Origin of the sequence: Haloplanus aerogenes, assembly GCF_003856835.1 — an archaeon.
Taxonomy (GTDB): domain Archaea; phylum Halobacteriota; class Halobacteria; order Halobacteriales; family Haloferacaceae; genus Haloplanus; species Haloplanus aerogenes.
In genome coordinates this window covers 1,969,384-1,987,012 of record NZ_CP034145.1, presented here as the reverse complement: position 1 = coordinate 1,987,012, position 17,629 = coordinate 1,969,384, and the positions used below count along the sequence as shown (strand labels likewise).

19 protein-coding genes are annotated in these 17,629 nt (G+C 65.7%); 11 read left to right on the top strand and 8 right to left on the bottom strand.

Going from position 1 to position 17,629, the window contains the following annotated elements; all coding sequences use genetic code 11:
- Nucleotides 1-73: 73 nt before the first annotated feature.
- The 8 genes from DU502_RS10095 to tnpA form a co-directional block, all read right to left on the bottom strand.
- Entirely contained in the window at nucleotides 74-964 is an 891-nt protein-coding gene (locus DU502_RS10095; protein ID WP_121919243.1) for an ABC transporter ATP-binding protein, read from the bottom strand.
- Nucleotides 965-1,029: 65 nt separating this feature from the next.
- Nucleotides 1,030-1,764, bottom strand: a complete 735-nt coding sequence (locus DU502_RS10090) for a competence/damage-inducible protein A (protein ID WP_121919242.1) — start codon at nucleotides 1,762-1,764, stop codon at nucleotides 1,030-1,032.
- A gap of 39 nt (nucleotides 1,765-1,803) precedes the next feature.
- Nucleotides 1,804-2,664 carry a 3-hydroxyacyl-CoA dehydrogenase family protein gene (locus DU502_RS10085; RefSeq protein WP_121919241.1) on the bottom strand — a complete coding sequence of 287 codons (861 nt, stop codon included), beginning with the start codon at nucleotides 2,662-2,664 and terminating at the stop codon, nucleotides 1,804-1,806.
- 73 nt (nucleotides 2,665-2,737) lie between these two features.
- A complete protein-coding gene (locus DU502_RS10080; protein ID WP_121919240.1) occupies nucleotides 2,738-4,024 on the bottom strand; it encodes a RuBisCO large subunit C-terminal-like domain-containing protein in 1,287 nt (428 codons plus the stop codon).
- A gap of 8 nt (nucleotides 4,025-4,032) precedes the next feature.
- On the bottom strand, nucleotides 4,033-4,587 hold the full coding sequence (locus DU502_RS10075; protein ID WP_121919239.1) for a hypothetical protein: 555 nt from the start codon (nucleotides 4,585-4,587) through the stop codon (nucleotides 4,033-4,035).
- A gap of 55 nt (nucleotides 4,588-4,642) precedes the next feature.
- On the bottom strand, nucleotides 4,643-5,095 hold the full coding sequence (locus DU502_RS10070; RefSeq protein ID WP_121919238.1) for a phosphotransferase: 453 nt from the start codon (nucleotides 5,093-5,095) through the stop codon (nucleotides 4,643-4,645).
- Between the two features lie 64 nt (nucleotides 5,096-5,159).
- The gene (locus tag DU502_RS10065) at nucleotides 5,160-6,371 is read right to left on the bottom strand and encodes an RNA-guided endonuclease InsQ/TnpB family protein (protein WP_121919237.1); all 1,212 of its coding nucleotides are present in this window, start codon (nucleotides 6,369-6,371) and stop codon (nucleotides 5,160-5,162) included.
- Nucleotides 6,368-6,757 (bottom strand): IS200/IS605 family transposase, encoded by a 390-nt coding sequence (tnpA, locus tag DU502_RS10060; protein ID WP_121919236.1) that lies wholly within the window; start codon nucleotides 6,755-6,757, stop codon nucleotides 6,368-6,370. Before tnpA ends, DU502_RS10065 begins: the two co-directional genes overlap by 4 nt.
- A 633-nt stretch (nucleotides 6,758-7,390) precedes the next feature.
- Here tnpA and DU502_RS10055 point away from each other — a divergent pair.
- The 11 genes from DU502_RS10055 (at nucleotide 7,391) to DU502_RS10005 (ending at nucleotide 17,555) form a co-directional block, all read left to right on the top strand.
- Nucleotides 7,391-8,203, top strand: coding sequence for a class I fructose-bisphosphate aldolase (locus tag DU502_RS10055; protein ID WP_121919235.1), 813 nt, complete (start codon nucleotides 7,391-7,393; stop codon nucleotides 8,201-8,203).
- Nucleotides 8,203-9,045, top strand: coding sequence for a class 1 fructose-bisphosphatase (locus DU502_RS10050; RefSeq protein ID WP_121919234.1), 843 nt, complete (start codon nucleotides 8,203-8,205; stop codon nucleotides 9,043-9,045). Before DU502_RS10055 ends, DU502_RS10050 begins: the two co-directional genes overlap by 1 nt.
- A gap of 86 nt (nucleotides 9,046-9,131) precedes the next feature.
- Nucleotides 9,132-9,521 carry a DUF5658 family protein gene (locus DU502_RS10045; protein WP_121919233.1) on the top strand — a complete coding sequence of 130 codons (390 nt, stop codon included), beginning with the start codon at nucleotides 9,132-9,134 and terminating at the stop codon, nucleotides 9,519-9,521.
- 130 nt (nucleotides 9,522-9,651) lie between these two features.
- Nucleotides 9,652-10,470, top strand: a complete 819-nt coding sequence (locus DU502_RS10040; protein ID WP_121919232.1) for an HpcH/HpaI aldolase/citrate lyase family protein — start codon at nucleotides 9,652-9,654, stop codon at nucleotides 10,468-10,470.
- 52 nt (nucleotides 10,471-10,522) lie between these two features.
- A complete protein-coding gene (locus DU502_RS10035; protein WP_121919231.1) occupies nucleotides 10,523-11,776 on the top strand; it encodes a Glu/Leu/Phe/Val family dehydrogenase in 1,254 nt (417 codons plus the stop codon).
- A 153-nt stretch (nucleotides 11,777-11,929) separates the two neighbouring features.
- On the top strand, nucleotides 11,930-12,703 hold the full coding sequence (locus DU502_RS10030) for a gluconate 2-dehydrogenase subunit 3 family protein (protein WP_124897056.1): 774 nt from the start codon (nucleotides 11,930-11,932) through the stop codon (nucleotides 12,701-12,703).
- On the top strand, nucleotides 12,703-14,358 hold the full coding sequence (locus tag DU502_RS10025; protein WP_121919229.1) for a GMC family oxidoreductase: 1,656 nt from the start codon (nucleotides 12,703-12,705) through the stop codon (nucleotides 14,356-14,358). The genes DU502_RS10030 and DU502_RS10025 overlap by 1 nt, the downstream gene beginning before the upstream one ends.
- A 49-nt stretch (nucleotides 14,359-14,407) precedes the next feature.
- Entirely contained in the window at nucleotides 14,408-15,037 is a 630-nt protein-coding gene (locus DU502_RS10020; protein WP_158601129.1) for a helix-turn-helix domain-containing protein, read from the top strand.
- Between the two features lie 86 nt (nucleotides 15,038-15,123).
- Nucleotides 15,124-16,038 carry an aspartate carbamoyltransferase gene (gene pyrB, locus DU502_RS10015; RefSeq protein WP_121919227.1) on the top strand — a complete coding sequence of 305 codons (915 nt, stop codon included), beginning with the start codon at nucleotides 15,124-15,126 and terminating at the stop codon, nucleotides 16,036-16,038.
- The gene (gene pyrI / locus DU502_RS10010; RefSeq protein WP_121919226.1) at nucleotides 16,035-16,520 is read left to right on the top strand and encodes an aspartate carbamoyltransferase regulatory subunit; all 486 of its coding nucleotides are present in this window, start codon (nucleotides 16,035-16,037) and stop codon (nucleotides 16,518-16,520) included. Before pyrB ends, pyrI begins: the two co-directional genes overlap by 4 nt.
- Nucleotides 16,521-16,718: 198 nt before the next feature.
- Nucleotides 16,719-17,555 carry a hypothetical protein gene (locus DU502_RS10005; RefSeq protein ID WP_121919225.1) on the top strand — a complete coding sequence of 279 codons (837 nt, stop codon included), beginning with the start codon at nucleotides 16,719-16,721 and terminating at the stop codon, nucleotides 17,553-17,555.
- The last annotated feature ends 74 nt before the right edge of the window (nucleotides 17,556-17,629 follow it).

The window sequence follows — 17,629 nt, the reverse complement described above, 5'->3', positions numbered from 1 at the left end:
AGTTGTAACTGTTTACTGGCGGTTCGCCAGACTGTCACGGCGAACCGACGGTGATGACTTACACCTATCATTATCACGACCCACCTCTCGGGTCGGGTTCGGCGTCGGCCGCCAGATCCAGAAAGATATCTTCGAGGCTCGGTTCGCGCGTGCGGATGTCGGCCACCTCGCCGCCCGCCGTGGCCGCCCGGTCGCGCACCTCCTCCACAGCGTCCATATCGGCCACTTCGACGACGTGGCGGTCGCCTTCCGGTTCCGTGTCGTCGAGGGGCACGGAGGTGAACACGCGGTACTCGGTGGTGCCGTACTCGTCGCGAATCTCGGGAACGGTGCCGCGAGCGACGATCTCGCCCCGGTTCATGATGGCGACGCGGTCACAGACCGACTCGACGTGATAGAGGTTGTGCGCGCTGAAGAGGACGGTCTTGCCCGCGTCGCGGAGTTCGCGGACGAACTCCAGAACGTAGTTGGTGGTCAGCGGGTCGAGGCCGCTCGCGGGTTCGTCGTAGATCAGCACGTCGGGATCGTTGACCAGCGATCGGGCGATGGCCACCTTGCGTTTCATCCCCTTGGACACGTCGCCGAGACGGCGTTCGCGGTGGTCGAGTTCGAGGCGGTCGAGCGTCCCCTCGATGCGCTCCGTCGCCTCGTGATCCGGCACGTCGTAGAGGTCGGCGAAGAAGTCGAGATACGACCGGGCGGTCATGTCCTCGTAGAGCGGCGATTCCTCGGGCAGAAAGCCGAGCGACCGGCGCATCTCGGGATCGCTGGCGTCGAAGCCGGCGACGGTGGCCGACCCCGCGGAGGGTTCGACGAGGCCGGCGATCATCTTCAGCGTCGTCGTCTTGCCCGCGCCGTTGGGGCCGACGATGCCGAAGATCTCGCCGCGGTCCACGTCGAACGAACTGCCGACGACCGCGGGAAAGTCGCCGTAGGTCTTGCGGAGGTCTTCGACCTCGATCATCTGTCGGAGCGAGGATGGGTGGGAGGTTAAACGCACGGCTCACAGAATCATTCGTGATAGGGGAATCAGGGGTCGTCGACGATGTCGATCCGCTCGCGGAGCCAGTCGGCCGCCCGTGCCACCTCGGCGGCGTCCGTCCCGGTCAGTTTGATCCGGTTGCGCGTCTCCGTACTCGGATAGCTGCCGACCGTCACGTCGAAGCGCTCGCGGAGGCCGGCGATGTCCTCGACCATCGACCCCTCGGGCTGTGGAGTGTAGAGTGTGGTCGAGACGGCGTCGCCACCGAACTCGCCCGCGACGAGGTCGAACAGCGCCTGCATCTCCGCGGGGACGCCGGGGAAGACGTAGACGTTCTCGACGACACAGCCGGGACACAGCCCTTCCGGATTGACCAGCGGTCGGCTCCCCGCCGGCAGCGCCGCCCACGCATCCACGTCGAGGTCGAGGTCGTGGGCCTCGACGAGGTCGGGGTTCCGGTCCCGGTAGGCCGCCACGGTTTCGACCACGTCCTCGCGGACGGTCGGATCGACGACGAGGTCGCGGTCGAAGGCGTCCGCGATGGCGTCGACGGTCACGTCGTCGTGAGTACCGCCGAGGCCGCCGGTGACGACGACGGCGTCGAACGTCGAGCGCCACTCGTCGACGGTCTCACGGATCACGTCGCGGTCGTCGGGGACGGTGAGGATGCGGGTGACGGTCACGCCGGCGTCGGTGAGCCGTCTCGCCAGCCACGTCGCGTTCGTGTTCTCGGTATCGCCTGCGAGTACCTCGTCGCCGACGGTGAGGATAGCGACGTCCATCGGTTGCTCTGCGGACGGGAAGCGTAAAAAGAGGTGGTCCTACTCGTACTCGTAGAAGCCACGCCCCGTCTTGCGGCCGAGGTCACCGGCGTCGACCTTCCGCTTGAGCAGGTACGGAGGTTTGTAGCGGTCGCCGAGTTCCTCCGCGAGCGTCTGGCTGGCGTCGAGACACACGTCGAGACCGATGTGGTCCGCGAGTTCGAGCGGCCCCATCGGGACGTTCGTGCCCAACTTCAGCCCGGCGTCCATGTCGGCCTTGCTGGCGACGCCCTCGTCGTAGGCGCGGATGCCCTCGTTGATCCACGGCATCAGCACACGGTTGACGACGAAGCCGGGTTTGTCGTCGGACTCCCACGTCGTCTTGCCGAAGTCCTCGGCGAGCGTGTGGGAACATTCGACCACATCGTCACTCGTCCTCTCGCCCACGACGAGTTCGAGGCCCTCCATGATCGGCGCGGGGTTCATGAAGTGCAGGCCCACGACGAGTTCCGGTCGCGCCGTCGCCGACGCGATGGTCGTGATGGAGAGCGTGGAGGTGTTGGTTGCGAGGATCACGTCGTCGTCGACGGCCTCGTCGAGATCCGCGAAGATGTCCTGTTTGATGTCCATGTTCTCGACCGCGGCCTCGATGACGTAGTCGCAGTCCGCGAGGTCGGCGAGGTCGGTCGTGCCGGTGATGCGATCCACCGCGGCGTCGGCCTCCTCTCGGGAGAGTTGTTCCTTCTCGACGAACCGCGAGAGGCTGTCGTCGATGCGGTCGAAGCCGTCGGCGACGAGGTCGTCCTCGATGTCGCGCATCACCACGTCGTAGCCGGCGGTGGCGGCCACCTGTGCGATTCCGCTGCCCATCGTGCCGGCGCCGACGACCCCGACGGTGTCGATCTGATCGAATCCTCGCATGTGGCTACCTGTGCGTGGGAGGGATGTAAGGGTAGCGAACGGGCCGACCGAATCGTCGGCGCCACCCGGGACGTTACCGGTCGCTGGCGTCCTCCTGTTCGATCCACTCGCGCATTCTGGCGTACTTCGACCCGTACGTGCCGAGGACGTCCTCGACGCTGTGGCCGTCGATCGCAGCCTGAATCGCCTGTCGATTGGCCGCGATGCCGCGGGCGATGCCGTCCAAGGAACCCCCGCTCTGGGCGTAGATTCCGGATCCGATCATGAACAGGAGATCCGTCTCGAATTCGTCGTAGGTGATCCGGTGCATGTTGTCGTAGATGTTCATCGGATTGACGCCACCGGAGATGACTGGAAAGGTGCGGGGAACGTCCGCCCATCCGGAGCGATCGTTGACCAGTGCGTCCTTGTTTCGGATCACACTCTCGCGGGGGCGCTCGTGGCTGCCGACGACGGCCCCACAGTGACCGAAATCCGCGCCTGCGAGTCGGGAGAGCTTCTCGATGACCCGCATCGAGATGCCGTGGCTCGTCCGTGTATACGCGGCGTGGCCAGCGCGATGTGCGTACAACGGCGTGTCGAACTGGTCGCTGTCGGCCAGTTGTTGCATCTGGCCGAACCCGTTGGAGATCACCGTCTGGAGGCAGACGAATCGGTCGAGTACGTCGTCGATATCGTTGCGCTCGACGTACTCCGCGAACGCCTCCTCGCGCCCAGTCACGTTGACGACGTACAGTGCCGTCCGGTCGGTCTCCGTTTGCATCCAGCGTAGCGCGTCGACGACTTCGTCGAGGCGCGCTTCGAATCGGCAGTACGCGGGGTCGACGAGTTTCTCGTCTTCTTTGATCACGTCCACCCCACGGAGGCCGTCGTCGGGTTTGATCGCGCACCGAACCAACTTCCCGATGCGTTTCGGTTCGAGACCGAGCGACGGCTTGATGATCATCCCGAGGAGCGGCCGATCTGTACGGACACCCGCGCGCTCGCGGATGCCGTCGATCCCGAACTGCGGCCCGGGAAATTTGGCGAGAAACGACTGGGGAAATTCGATATCACGGATCCGAATCTGGGAGACGTACTGGCTCCCGAAGACGTCCCCTGCCACGTAGTTCAACAGGTGTGGGAGTTCGGGGACGATGTTGTCGGCGGGGAAACTGATCATGATCGATCCCCGTTCGGACGCTGGATGGTCGTACAGGTCACGAACCTGCGCGCGATAGGGAGCGACGTCGAAGTGACGGTCGAACGACCACTCGTACCCACCGACCGACTGCTCCTGAGCGATCTTGTTTCCGATTTCGGCCAGGTCGTGTCCTTTCGCAGGGATGACCTCGTACGCGACCGAGATGTCTACTGTCATGGGCTTGCCTATGGTCGTCGTAGCTGTTCGACGCTCCACTGGCCAACTGTCCAGCGAGCGCCACCCCTCTCGCGGCTGTGGGTTTCGATCCGATCGATGAGTTCGGGCAGTTCGTTCTGGAGCGTCTTCACGTAGTCGTTGAACTGTAAGCGGAGCTGTCGACGATACTCCCGATCGCTACGGTCGCCTCGGAGGCGAATCTGCTGAAAGCGTTCCTGTACGTCGCGAGCCTGCGAGATGCGCTCGTACATCTGTGCGATGTCGAGCTGGTACGCTTCGTCGAGTAACGAGAAGCGCCCGCTCGCGATGCTACTTCGATACGCGGCAGTCGGATACGAAAAATCGGGCTGGGTGTCCGGATCGTCGTCCAGTCGTTCGAGATCACGGCTGATCTCCCGAAGCTCGCCCGCGATAGCTCGCGCCGTCCGCTGGCGCCGCGTCCGCTCGTCGGCACGCCGCTTCGTCCGATCCCACCATATCGTCAGCAGCTGTCCGATGAGGACACCAAACAGTGCTCCGAGCAGTTCGGAGAAGCCGATCGGGGGAAGTATCGTCCCGCCCATCCCGTTAGATATCTATCACTAACACCAAAAATCCATCTCTCCGTGTGCCCCGGCGTCAGAGGCACGCTGCTCGGACGTGGCCTTCGACGAGCGGAAGCGTCGGCGACCGTTCGGTGAGACTCGCTCGACCGACCCTACGGAGTCGCTCCACGTCGGATGCTGTGAGGTACTCGAGTGTTGCCCGTCCGTCGACTCGGGCGAGCAACAGAATGGCGACTTCGGTCGCGACCGCTGTGTCGAGTTCCCACGGAACACGACTGCGATACACGTCCCAGAACCGTGTGGCTGCGTCGAGATACTCTCGCGGACGGTCGCCGACGTGAATCGCGGCGACGTACAGGTGGGCAAGTTGCGACGCGACGTCCCAGGCGGGATCGCCCCAGCAAGCGAATTCGGGATCGATCACCCAGAGTGTCGTGGTCGCGTCGCGAGTGGTGAAGACGTTCTTGGGGTTGTAGTCGCCGTGATTGACCTCCTCCCGCGCCTGAAGACGCGGAAATCCCGCCACGGGATGTTAGGCCGAGCGTTCGCTCGACCCTACGGTTTCAAGACGCATACGTTCCAAGCGTCTCTTACTGGACTTCAGCATCGGCTTGGCTGTCTTGTGGCGCGGTCAAACGCGCCCCATCCTCAGCCGAGTCATCGTCGTTCGGGTGTTCTCTGGAACGACTCTCTCCGCTGAGGTAGCGGTCGGCGATGTTCACCGCTCCGTTCACGTCCGCTTGATACTCGCCCACCCAGCAAGCGTCGTTCGAACACTTGAACGTCGCCTGTCGCGGGCGATGCCCCACCTCACCGCAAGCGTGGCACTCCTTCGAGGTGTTGCGCGGGGTCACCGTCTCGACGGGGATACCCTTCTCGACGGCCTTGTAGCGTATCTGCGCGTGGAGTTTGGCGAACCCCCATCCGTGGAGTCGGCGGTTCATATACTCGCCGTAGTCCATCGACTCCCGTATATACGTCAGGTCGTCCAGAACGAGAACGGGATTCTCGACGGACTCGGCGTATTCCACGACTTCGCGGGTGACGCGGTGGAACACGTCGTCTATCTGGTTCCACAGGTCGTCACCGAACGACTCTGCGATACGCTCGCTTCCGCGCGTCTGAAGCCGCCTCGTGGCGGTGAAGTAGGTCTTGCGGAGCCGACGAACGGTCTTCCCCTCATCGGCCCACAGTTCGGGAGCGGTCGGAGAACTGTGGTCGTCGCGGTGACACACCGTGACGAGTGACGCTTCCCCAATATCGACACCGATGGGCGTCCGTTCCTCGGCGGACGCCTCGGAACCGTCCTCCACGTCGCGGGTGGCGGTGACGTGGATAAACCACGTCCCGTCCCGCTCGAACAGCCGACTCTCGCCCATCTCCGCGTCACCAGCGTTCAACGCTTCGAGCCAGTCCCGTTGTTCGGGGTTCGGCTGTGCTGGCATCCAGAGGTGGTAGTCCTCGTGGTGCGGGATTTTGACGTACCACTCGATTGCGTTTTCGGGCTTGTGGTCGAGTCGAAGCCCCTCGTTGGTGAATCGAACGGGGTGGTCGTCGTGAAGTTCGCCCGCGTTGTCGGTCGTCGTCAACTGCGGGACGTACTTTTTGAGCGCGTTCTTCGCGTACCCACTCAGGTCGTAGTTGACCACCACATCGTTCGCTTCGGTCTGTGTGGTACAGCCAGCGTCGAAGGCGTCATGAAGGGCGTTCTGGTACGCCTCTCGGGTCTCTCGGAGTTTCTGACGCTTGTGAGCGTTCGGGGCAACCAGTTTCAACTCCAGCGTTTTCGTGAATTCGGTCATGAATCGTCCTCCTCGTGGCGCTGGATGTAGTTCGTGACCGTCTCGCTGGATACGTGGCCCGCCGTTCCTGCGTAGTACCCCCTTGCCCATCGAATCTTCTCACCGTCGTGGTCAGCGTAGCGGTGGTTGTATTTCCGTGAGGAAATCCCCTCGAACCAGTTGGAGAGAAGGGACGGAGCGTGCTTCGGTGGGCTACTGACGAACAGGTGAACGTGGTCGGGCTGAACGGTCAGGTCGAGTATTTCGAGGCCCTTGTCGTCGGCAATTTCGTGGAGGATGGTTCGCACACGGTCTGCGACCTCGTTGACGAGTGCCGATTGACGGCACTTCGGCAACCACACTATGTGGTAGTTGAGGTTGTAGGTCGCGTGCCATGTGGTCTTCATCCGTGTTGCACACTATGTACCGCCGGTGGCTTAATACTACCAACAGAACGGTGGAAAATCCAGCCGTGTCGTCGTCGGTGGTGGTGTACGCTATTGTCCGCTTGACCCCCACCTAAAGACGGGGTATGCGCTCGTAACTCTATCACGTGCACGTCGGGATCCTCGAATCGCACCTCCGGGACGGCGACGTGCGCGTCGGACCGACGGGCGATCCGCGCGAGCAACCGGAGAACGGTCGCTTCCCAGTGAATCCGATTCGGGTCAGCCGGTGTCCCCACCTCGTCCGCGAGTCGTGGCCGGGGCTGTTTGAGAGCGACGCACCCGTCCTCGGACACCACCTTGACGACCCGGTTCGCACGGCCGCCGTACGCCGTCGTTCTCGCGTCCGCGCGCGCTGGCAGCCGCCCCGACCGACGGAGATACGCGACCGCAGTCTCGGGCCGGAGTTCGAACTGCATCCCCGTTTAGTACTCGCTCCCGATACAATACTGCTTCCACGAGGAGTACCGTACGCGAAATCCACGTCCGTGGCGGTCGACGGGCCGAATCGAAGATCCGGTCGGTCGTGAGTACCTCGCACCTGCGCCCACGACCACACGCTTTATGTGGTATTTCGCCGGTAAGTCTACACACATGATCCCCGGTGCTGACGATGCGATCACCCGTGACGGTAAGGCACTGATCCTCGCGTACGACCACGGTCTCGAACACGGCCCGGTCGACTTCGAGCCGGTCCCCCAGACGACCGACCCCTCGACGGTGTTCGACGTGGGCACTCACGACGCCGTGACCGCCATCGCCGTCCAGAAGGGCGTCGCCGAGGCGTACTACCCCTCCTACGAGGACGACGTGACGCTGCTGGCGAAGCTGAACGGCACGAGCAACCTCTGGATGGGCGAACCCGACTCCGCGGTCAACTGGTCCGTCGACTACGCGGCCGAACTCGGCGCCGACGCCATCGGCTTCACGTTCTACGGCGGTTCGAACCACGAGGTCGAGATGGCCGAGGAGTTCCGGCGGGCACAGGAGCAGGCCCGCGAACACGATATGGGCGTCGTGATGTGGTCCTACCCGCGTGGGCAGGGTCTCAAAGACGACACCAGCCCGGACACTATCGCCTACGCCTCCCGTCTGGGTCTCGAACTCGGCGCCGACATCGCGAAAGTGAAGTATCCCGGCTCGGCGGACGCGATGAACTGGGCCGTCCAGAGCGCAGGCGACATGAAGGTCGTCATGAGCGGCGGGTCGAAGACGAGCGACGAGGCGTTCCTCTCGACGGTCCGTGAGGCGATGGACGCCGGCGCCAGCGGCCTCGCCGTCGGGCGCAACGTCTTCCAGCGTGAGAACCCCGAAGCCATCCTCGACGGCCTCGAAGCGGTCATCTTCGACGACGCGTCGGTCGAGGAGGCGCTGGGCGCGACGGCCGGCCTCGAAGCCAGCGACTGATGGTCGACACTGTCGACGCGATTCGTGACGCCGTCGCCGCGGCGGCGCCGGAAATCCGGGCCGGCCTCCCTGGCCGGCGGGAGGCCGCGGGCGCCGAGAACCCGTCCGGCGAGCAGCGACTGGCGGCCGACGAGTACGCCGACGAGTTACTGGAGGAGCGCCTCGGACGCATCGACGGCGTCGGCGCCTACGCCAGCGAGGAGCGCGAGAGCGTCGTCGACGCCGGCGAGGGCTACGCCATCGCGGTCGACCCCCTCGACGGCTCGTCGAACCTCAAACCAAACAACGTCATGGGGACCATCGTCGGCGTCTACGACGCGCCGCTCCCGGCGAGCGGGCGCGACCTCGTCGCCGCGGGCTACGTCCTCTACGGCCCGATCACCACGATGGCGTTCGCCCGCGAGGGTACCGTGACGGAGTATCTGATCGAGGACGGCGAGGCCACCGTTCTGAACGAGGACGTGACCCTGCCCGACGACCCGACGGTGTACGGCTTCGGCGGGCGCGTCCCCGACTGGCCCGACGACTTCGCGGCCTACGTCGACGAAATCGAGTCGGAACTCAAACTCCGCTACGGCGGCGCGATGATCGGCGACGTGAATCAGGTGCTCACCTACGGCGGCGTGTTCGCCTACCCCGCCCTCCAGTCGGCCCCGGAGGGCAAACTCCGTCTCCAGTTCGAGTGTAACCCCGTCGGCTACGTCATCGAATCGGCCGGCGGCCGGAGTTCGGACGGCACGGGATCGGTCCTCGACGTAGATCCCGAGGACCTCCACCAGCGAACCCCGGTCTATCTCGGTAACGGGCCGCTGATCGACCGGCTGGAGTCGGCGCTGGACTGACCGAGTGGCGCGGTCCGGTCGATAATCGGTCATTTACTCGGTGTATGCGGCGTATACTCACGGGGCTACTCGTTCTCTCCCCGCGTATGTCGACCGATACTGCACAGTCCCAGTCGCGGGAGACGGTCGGACCGGCCGTCGGGAGTGCGTATCTCGACGCCGTCGCGACGCGGACGACGGCGCACGCGTCGTGGCTCTGGGCCGTCGCTCTCGCGAGCCTCGTCGCCGACGGCGTCCTCACGATCTACGGTATTCGCCTCGGGCTGACCGAGGTCAACCCCGTCGCCGCGGATCTCATCGCCAGCGTGGGGGCGCTCTCCGCGCTCGCACTCCTGAAAGGCGGCGCTGTCGGCGTCGCCGTCGCCGGGTGGGTCGTGATGCCCGACGACTACCGGGGGCTGGTTCCCGCCGGTCTCGCTCTCCCGTGGGTCGTCGCGTCGGTGATGAACGTCGTCGCCGTCGGCCTCGCGCTGTAGAGCCGGATTCTGGGGCCGGGTGCGTGCTGCCGGCTGTAAGTCGATCACGATGTACGCCACCCCGAGATGGCGCCCATCTCGGAACAGTTACAGCCGGCAGTATCATTTCCTCGGCCGCCCTGCCCCCTGTATGGCCCGCCGCACCGTCCTGTTCTCGCCGGGCGACCGCCCCGACATGTGCCGGAAGGCGCCGTCGACCGGTGCCGACACCGTCGTCTTCGACCTCGAAGACGCCGTCGCGCCGGCGCGGAAGGCCGAGGCACGGGCGGCCGTTGCGGACCTCCTCACCGATCCCGACTTCGACCCCGCCGTCGAGGTGGCGGTCCGCGTCGCCGCCGACGCCGACGCTGCGGCGACTGATCTCGACGCGGTGGCGGACGCCAACCGTCTCGATGCGGTGATGGTTCCGAAAGCGAACGCCGACAGCGTCGCGCGTGTGGCCGACTTGTGTTCCCACCCCATCCTCGCGCTGATCGAGACGGCGGCCGGCGTCCTCGACGCCCGCGAGGTGGCGACCGTCCCAGCCGTCGACGCCCTGTGTTTCGGCGCGGAGGATCTCGCGGCCGACCTCGGTGCGACCCGGACCGACGAGGGAACCGAAGTGCTGTACGCCCGCGAACACGTCGTGCTGTCGGCGCGGGCGGCGGGCGTCGACGCCGTGGATACGGTCTATACGGACCTCGACGACCACGAGGGCTTGCGTGCCGAAACTCGATTCGCGGCGACGCTCGGGTACGACGGAAAGATGGTCGTCCACCCCGCACAGGTGGACGTGGTTCACGACGCCCTCGCGCCCGACGCGGAGGCGGTGGCGTGGGCGCGTCGCGTCCTCGACGCCCGCGACGACGCCGACGGTCGCGGCGTCTTCGAAGTGGACGGCGAGATGATCGACGCACCGCTGATCGCTCGTGCCGAGCGAATTCTGGAGCGGGTTCCGGACGACGAATGAGACCTACCGCTGTCGAAAAGCCTGTATCCCCGGAAGGCGAACCCACCCTGGAATGGCGGACATCAATCCGTTCGAGAGCCTCCAGGAACAGATCGACGACGCGGCGGCCTACTCCGACGTGGACGGTGACGTGATCGAGCGGCTCAAACACCCCGAGCGCGTGCTGTCGACGACCCTCTCGGTCGACATGGACGACGGCTCCATCGAGCAGTTTCGCGCCTACCGCTCCCAGTTCAACGGTGATCGGGGGCCGTACAAGGGTGGCATCCGCTACCACCCCAACGTCACCCGCGACGAGGTGAAGGCGCTCTCGGGGTGGATGGTGTACAAGTGCGCCGTGGTCGACATCCCCTACGGCGGCGCGAAAGGCGGCATCGCGTTCGATCCCCGTCAGTATTCGGAGGGCGAACTCGAACGGATCACGCGCTCCTTCGCGGCCGAACTTCGGCCGATCATCGGTGCGGACCGCGACATCCCCGCCCCGGACGTGAACACCGGGCAGCGGGAGATGAACTGGATCAAGGACACCTACGAGACGCTAGAGCGGACGACGGAACCCGGCGTGGTCACCGGCAAGGCGCCCTCTTCTGGCGGCAGTGCCGGCCGAGTCGAGGCGACGGGCCGATCCGTGATGCTCACCGCGCGCGAGGCCTTCGCCTACCTCGGCAGCGGTATCGAGGGCGCGACGGTCGCCGTGCAGGGCTTCGGCAACGCCGGGTCGGTCGCCGCGCAGTTGCTCGCCGATCAGGGCGCCACCGTCGTCGCCGTCAGCGACTCGCAGGGCGGCGTCTACGCCGCTGACGGCCTCGACGTGGCCGCGGTGAAAGCGCACAAGCGCGAGACGGGATCGGTCGTCGGCTACGCCGACGCGGAGGCGGAACTGACGAACGAGGAACTGCTCACTGCCGAGGTGGACCTGCTGGTGCCGGCGGCACTGGAGAACGCCGTCGACGCCGACATCGCTCGCGACGTACAGGCGGACGTGATCGTCGAGGCGGCGAACGGTCCGTTGACGCCCAACGCCGACGACGTGCTCACCGACCGCGACGTGTACGTCTTCCCCGACATTCTGGCGAACGCGGGCGGCGTCACCGTCTCCTACTTCGAGTGGGTGCAGAACCGCCAGCGCTTCTCGTGGACCGAGGAGCGCGTCAACGACGAACTCGAACGGATCATCACCGACGCGTTCGACCGACTGGTCGACACGTTCGAGGACTACGACGTGCCGAACTTCCGGACGGCGGCGTACGTCGTCGCCATCGAGCGGGTGGCGGACGCGTTCGACGACAGCGGGAACTGGCCCTGAACTGGGGCGGCGGTTAAAAATCCCCGAATAACACGGGACCGAACTTAGCCAGCTGGCCGTCAGATATGTGTGTGACAATGTCACTCTCGTCCCGCGCGACGGTCGCGTCGCGTGGACCGTGACATCGTCGTTCGATTCACAACGGGGGCACACATGACGAAAAAACTCGACCGACGAACGTTCGTTCGACTGGCCGGCGCCGGCGCCGTAGCGAGTACCGCTGGCTGTGGTTCCGACGGGTCGGGAGACGGCACCGACACGGCGGCAGCCACGGAGACGGCGACGGCCACGGAGACTACGACGGAGACGGCGACGGAGACGCCGGCGGCAGAAACGTACGAATTCTTCGACGCGGCGCAAGCCGCCGTCGTCTCGACCCTCGTCGACCGGTTGCTACCCGGGAGCGACGACCGGCCGTCTGCGACGGAGCTTTCGGTCGTCAGGTACATCGACCGCGCCCTCCAGCGGGAGCCATTCTACGAGACGGCACACGACGACCGCCGGTTCCAGTCGGCTTACGAGGACGGCATCGCTCGCCTCCAAGACACCGCCCAGCAACTGTTCGACCGGCCGGTGACCGACCTCGACGAGTCGGAGGTCGACGACCTGCTCTCGCAGATCCAGGAGCGGTCGGCGCCGGGGTGGGAGGACATTCCCACCCCGAGCCCCGTCACGATGACTATCCCGTCGACCGCCTTCGTCTCGCTCCTCCGGGATCACGCCGTCGAGGGCTACTACGCCCAGCCGAAGTACGGCGGGAACGTCGACCTGGGTGGCTGGCGCCAGGCAAGGTACGTCGGTCCCTTCATTGAAGGCTACACGCCCGACGAACTCAAGCCGCCGTGGAAGTCGTTCGACGAACACGAAGCGGCGAAGACGCGGCCGCCGGATCTGTACGGCGAGTTCGAGGGCGGGGGTGAGTCCTGATGCCCGACGCCGAGGTGATCGTGGTCGGACTGGGCGCCGCGGGCGGCGTCGTCGCCAGCGAACTCGTCGCCGAGGGGATGGACGTGATCGGCATCGAGGCCGGACCGATGCCGGGGACACACGATCAGGACGAACTCCGGAACGTGATCAACGCGCGCCTGAGCAACACCGTCCACGACACGCCGGAGCGGTACCGCCAGTACGACGACACGGGCGCGACTGCGGGCAACACGGGCAAGTTCAACCTCTACGGCCGCTGTGTCGGCGGCAGTAGCGTCCACTACTGCGGCGTGATGTGGAGGCTCCTCCCCGAACACTTCAACATGAAATCGGAGTTCGGAGAGCTCGACGGTGCGAATATGGCCGACTGGCCGGTCGACTACGGGGACATGGCGCCGTACTACGAGCGCGCCGAGCAGGAAATCGGCATCTGTGGTCCCGACGGCGGCCAGCCGACCCACCCCGACTCGTGGTCGTATCCGATGGACCCCGTCCCCGAATCGCGGAGCGGGGAACTCCTGGCCGGCGGCGCCGACGAACTCGGCTACGAGGCGTTCCCCTCGCCACAGGCGGTCCTGACCGAGCAGTACGACGGGCGGCCGTCCTGCACGTACTGTGGCCACTGCTGTTTCTACGGCTGTTACGTCCGAGGGGCGAAATCCAACTCGCTCGTGGCGAAACTGTCGTCGGTGATCAACGCCGACAACTTCGACCTCCGGGACGAGTGTCTCGCGAAGCGTGTCCTCGTCGACGGCGAGGGACAGGTCACCGGCGTCCGATACGTGGACAAGGCTGACGGCACGGAACACGACATCACCGCGGACGCCGTCGTCGTCAGCGGGAACTCCATCGAGACGCCCCGACTGTTGCTCAACTCGGCGTCCGAACACCATCCCGACGGGCTGGCGAACAGCAGCGGACAGGTCGGCCGGAACCTGATGTTCCACATGGACTACACCCAGATCTTCGCCAAATTCGACGAGCCGACCAAGCAGAACCGGGGCACCTGGAGCAACAAGGCCGTCGACGACTTCATCCTCTCGAACCGTATCGACGAGGACGTCGACTTCGTCACGGGGAGCAACCTCCAGCTGGCGTCGATCAACGCCCCGATGCTGTACGGCGGGAACTGGAAACAGCTGTACGCCGGCGGGAAGACCCCGCCGAACACGCCGACCTGGGGTGACGGCTTCATGGAGGAGATGGGCGACTTCGAGAACCTCGTCTGGGTGTGGGCGCCCGTCGAGGACGTTCCCCGAGAGCGCAACCGAGTCCGTCCCGATCCGAACAACCGGGACGAGTGGGGAATCCCCGGCGTCGACGTGACGTTCGAGAACCACCCGCAGGATTTCAAGGCGCAGTCGTACGTCGTCGAGCGGTGCAAAGAGATCTTCGAGGCCGCGGGCGCGTCCGAGGTCTGGAGCGCCGGCACCGGCGTCCACCACCGCGGGAGTTCCCACCTGATGGGCACCTGTCGGATGGGGACCGACCCCGCCACGTCCGTCGTTGACAGTTACGGCCGCGCCCACGACGTGGACAACCTGTTCGTCGTCGACGGGAGCCCGTTCGTCACGTCCGCGGGGTACAACCCAACCGAGACGATCTACGCTCTCGCCTTCCGTACCGCCGAGGAAATCGCGACCGAGTGGGTCTGAGCGACCCACCTCGCGAACGTTAATGACCGATGCACGACAACGTTCGACCATGACCACGGGCCTTCGGGCGGAGCTACGCATCGACGCGGCCGCGGAGTGTCCCGTGGCCGCGTTCTCGGAGCGTGCCGGGGCCGAGTTCCGCGACGTGACGTGGACCGGCGACGGCGGGACGGTCGTCGAAGAGTTCCGCGGCGACGCGTCCGACGCCGATCCGCCGGACGTCGACCGCGTGTTCGAGTACCGAAACGAGTCGGTCTATCAGATCGAACGCACCGGGGACGGGCGGTGTCCTTGCGAGGTGATAGAGGGGCTCAACGTCCCGACCGGTGACGTGCGCGCCGCCGACGGATCGCTGTACGTGACGGTGCATCTCCCGTCTGCCGACCGCGTCCGCGAGGTGATCGAGCGGCTGCACGACCGCGGATTCGACGCGTCGGTCCAAGGACTGTGTCGGACCGTCGGCGCCGCCGACGAGAGCGCCGCAACGTTCGTCGACCGCGACACGCTGACCGAACGACAGGCGGAAGTCGTCGAGACGGCCTACGAGATGGGCTACTTCGAGTATCCGCGAGCGACCAACGCCGAACGGGTGGCCGCGGAACTCGACATCCACCCGTCGACGCTGGCGGAACACCTCGCGACGGCACAGGCGAAACTCCTCGATCAGATCGTGGGATGAGCGCGGCGGTCCTCGGACGCCGACCCCGCACCACCGGAACCGAGATGCCGAGGGATTCAAGACGCCACGGGTGGCTCACACACGTAATGTTGCAGGACCACCTCATCAGCGCGGCCCACCTCTCTCGGGACGACATCGAGGCGGTGCTCGACCACGCGGCGGCGGTCGACGCCGACCCCGACCTCGTCCGGGACCGGCACGCCGGGCGCGTGCTCGCGCTGTGTTTCTTCGAGCCGAGTACGCGGACGAAGATGAGTTTCGAGTCGGCCATGAAGCGCCTCGGCGGCGAGACCATCGACATGGGATCCGTCGAGTCGTCGTCGGTAAAGAAAGGGGAGAGCCTCGCGGACACGGTACGGGTGATCGAAGGCTACGCCGACGCGATGGTCCTCCGGCACCCGAGCGAGGGCTCCGCGAAACTCGCCTCGGAGTTCGTGGACGTTCCCCTCGTCAACGCCGGCGACGGCGCTGGCCAGCACCCGAGCCAGACCTTGCTGGACCTCTACACCATCCGCGAGAACGCCGGCCTCGACGACATCACCATCGGGATCATGGGCGACCTGAAGTACGGCCGGACGGTCCACTCGCTGGCACAGGCACTCACCAATTTCGACGTGCGCCAGCACTTCATCAGCCCCGAGAGCCTGCGCCTGCCCCGGAACGTCCGCTACGACCTGCACGAAGCGGGCGCGCAGGTGCGCGAACACACCGACCTCGACGAGGTGCTCCCCGAACTCGACGTACTCTACGTCACGCGCATCCAGCGAGAGCGCTTCCCCGAAGAACGGGAGTACCTCGAAGTCGCCGGCGAGTACCGCATCGACAACGAGGTGCTTTCGGACGCCTCCGACGACCTGACGGTGATGCACCCGCTCCCGCGCGTCGACGAAATCGCGCCGGAGGTGGACGAGACGAAGCGTGCGAAGTACTTCGAACAGGCGCACAACGGCGTCCCCGTTCGGATGGCCCTGCTCGACATTCTCCTCGGAGGGAACGAATGACCGACAAAGAACTCCGCGTCAGCAAGATTCGCGACGGCACCGTCATCGACCACGTCACCGCCGGGCAGGCGCTCAACGTCCTCGCCATCCTCGGTATCGACGGCAGCGGCGGTGAGAGTGTCAGCATCGGCATGAACGTCCCCAGCGACAAGGTGGGCCAGAAGGACGTGGTGAAGGTGGAGGGGCGCGAACTCAGCCAGTCCGAGGTGGACGTGCTCTCGCTGATCGCCCCCGAGGCGACGATCAACATCATCCGCGATTTCGACGTCATAGAGAAGAATCGCGTGGAGCGAACCGACACCGTCCGGGGCATCCTCGTCTGCCCCAACCGCAACTGCATCACGAACGCCGACGAACCCGTCCGGACGGAGTTCGAAGTGCTTGACGACGGCGTTCGGTGCGCGTACTGCGACACCATCATCCGTGAACACGACGTGGCCGAACACATCGACGCACGGGGAGCAGGCGAAACCGCTTTGTGACCGGTGGCCCAACGAGTGCCCATGTCAGGGAAAACGAAGTTCATCCTGGTGCTCGCACTGATCGCAATCGGCTACGTCCTGCTCTCCGGCGACAAGGAACCGGTCGAAGTGGACGTGGACGAGTAGCTACGGACTCGCCGACAAGCACAGCGCCCTCCAACCGTCATTCTTAGGCGTCACACCCTCTTACCGACGGGTATGTACGGCGTCGTCACCCGCAACGCCGAGGAACTGGAGTGGTCGGCGTTCGACGCCGGCTTCTACGAGGTGAAAGACGTGACCGGCCGCGCGGCGGCGCCGCTCGCGACCGGCGTCAACATGGTCTCCCTGTTCGGTGACAACGCCGCCGTCGGTGACGACCCCGCCCTCGCCGCCGTCGACGCCGAGGGTCGCCCCGCGACCCGCGAGCGCCCCTACTTCGACTGGTCGTACGTCTGCCCCACACACGAGCGCTACCGCGAGGGCTTGCTGGAGATCGTCGACGACTGCGTGGCCGAACGGGCGGATCTCCGTCTCGACGACGTTGGCTTCCCCCGCGACGGCTACTGTCGCTGTGATCGCTGTGACCGCCTGTTCGCGGCGAGCGAGTTCGACGACCGCGCAGACTGGCGAGCGTCGGTCGTCACCGACTTCGTGACGGACGTGCGCGAGCGCGTGCCCGGCGACCTCTATCTCACCCTGTATCCCGACCCCTACCCCGGCCACCTCCGGACACGGAGCGGCGTCGATATCGAGGCGCTCGCGCCCCTCGTCGACGAGTTCGTCGTCCCGCTGTACGACACCGCGTACGGGACGACCTACTGGCTGGAAGTGATCGGAAAGGGGTTCGAGAGCCGGCTGGCGGACGTGGACACCCGCCTAGGCATCGAACTCTACGCCGTCGAGGTGGACGTCGACGCTCTCGCGCACGCGACGGAGGTCGCGGAGGCGTACGCCGACGCCGTCTACTTCGGCTACGACGCGAGCAACGCCGTGGCGACGATCCGGCGCCTGCGGGCCGACCGGCAGGAGGGCGTCAGCCACGGCGATACCTAGAGCGGCCCGTACGAGAGCGCCCAGATCACCACGAAGCCGGCACAGAACACGAGGACTGCGAACAGTGCGAGTAC

Excerpts from the sequence above, each read along its gene's own strand:
- DU502_RS10050 (WP_121919234.1), top strand. The coding sequence starts at position 8,203 with ATGGTCGACACTGTCGACGCGATTCGTGACGCCGTCGCCGCGGCGGCG.
- pyrI (WP_121919226.1), top strand. The coding sequence starts at position 16,035 with ATGACCGACAAAGAACTCCGCGTCAGCAAGATTCGCGACGGCACCGTC.
- DU502_RS10065 (WP_121919237.1), bottom strand. The coding sequence starts at position 6,371 with ATGACCGAATTCACGAAAACGCTGGAGTTGAAACTGGTTGCCCCGAAC.
- DU502_RS10075 (WP_121919239.1), bottom strand. The coding sequence starts at position 4,587 with ATGGGCGGGACGATACTTCCCCCGATCGGCTTCTCCGAACTGCTCGGA.
- DU502_RS10095 (WP_121919243.1), bottom strand. The coding sequence starts at position 964 with ATGATCGAGGTCGAAGACCTCCGCAAGACCTACGGCGACTTTCCCGCG.
- DU502_RS10040 (WP_121919232.1), top strand. The coding sequence starts at position 9,652 with ATGGCCCGCCGCACCGTCCTGTTCTCGCCGGGCGACCGCCCCGACATG.
- DU502_RS10035 (WP_121919231.1), top strand. The coding sequence starts at position 10,523 with ATGGCGGACATCAATCCGTTCGAGAGCCTCCAGGAACAGATCGACGAC.
- DU502_RS10045 (WP_121919233.1), top strand. The coding sequence starts at position 9,132 with ATGTCGACCGATACTGCACAGTCCCAGTCGCGGGAGACGGTCGGACCG.
- DU502_RS10055 (WP_121919235.1), top strand. The coding sequence starts at position 7,391 with ATGATCCCCGGTGCTGACGATGCGATCACCCGTGACGGTAAGGCACTG.
- DU502_RS10030 (WP_124897056.1), top strand. The coding sequence starts at position 11,930 with ATGACGAAAAAACTCGACCGACGAACGTTCGTTCGACTGGCCGGCGCC.
- DU502_RS10090 (WP_121919242.1), bottom strand. The coding sequence starts at position 1,764 with ATGGACGTCGCTATCCTCACCGTCGGCGACGAGGTACTCGCAGGCGAT.
- DU502_RS10085 (WP_121919241.1), bottom strand. The coding sequence starts at position 2,664 with ATGCGAGGATTCGATCAGATCGACACCGTCGGGGTCGTCGGCGCCGGC.
- DU502_RS10005 (WP_121919225.1), top strand. The coding sequence starts at position 16,719 with ATGTACGGCGTCGTCACCCGCAACGCCGAGGAACTGGAGTGGTCGGCG.
- DU502_RS10080 (WP_121919240.1), bottom strand. The coding sequence starts at position 4,024 with ATGACAGTAGACATCTCGGTCGCGTACGAGGTCATCCCTGCGAAAGGA.
- tnpA (WP_121919236.1), bottom strand. The coding sequence starts at position 6,757 with ATGAAGACCACATGGCACGCGACCTACAACCTCAACTACCACATAGTG.
- DU502_RS10025 (WP_121919229.1), top strand. The coding sequence starts at position 12,703 with ATGCCCGACGCCGAGGTGATCGTGGTCGGACTGGGCGCCGCGGGCGGC.
- DU502_RS10020 (WP_158601129.1), top strand. The coding sequence starts at position 14,408 with ATGACCACGGGCCTTCGGGCGGAGCTACGCATCGACGCGGCCGCGGAG.
- pyrB (WP_121919227.1), top strand. The coding sequence starts at position 15,124 with ATGTTGCAGGACCACCTCATCAGCGCGGCCCACCTCTCTCGGGACGAC.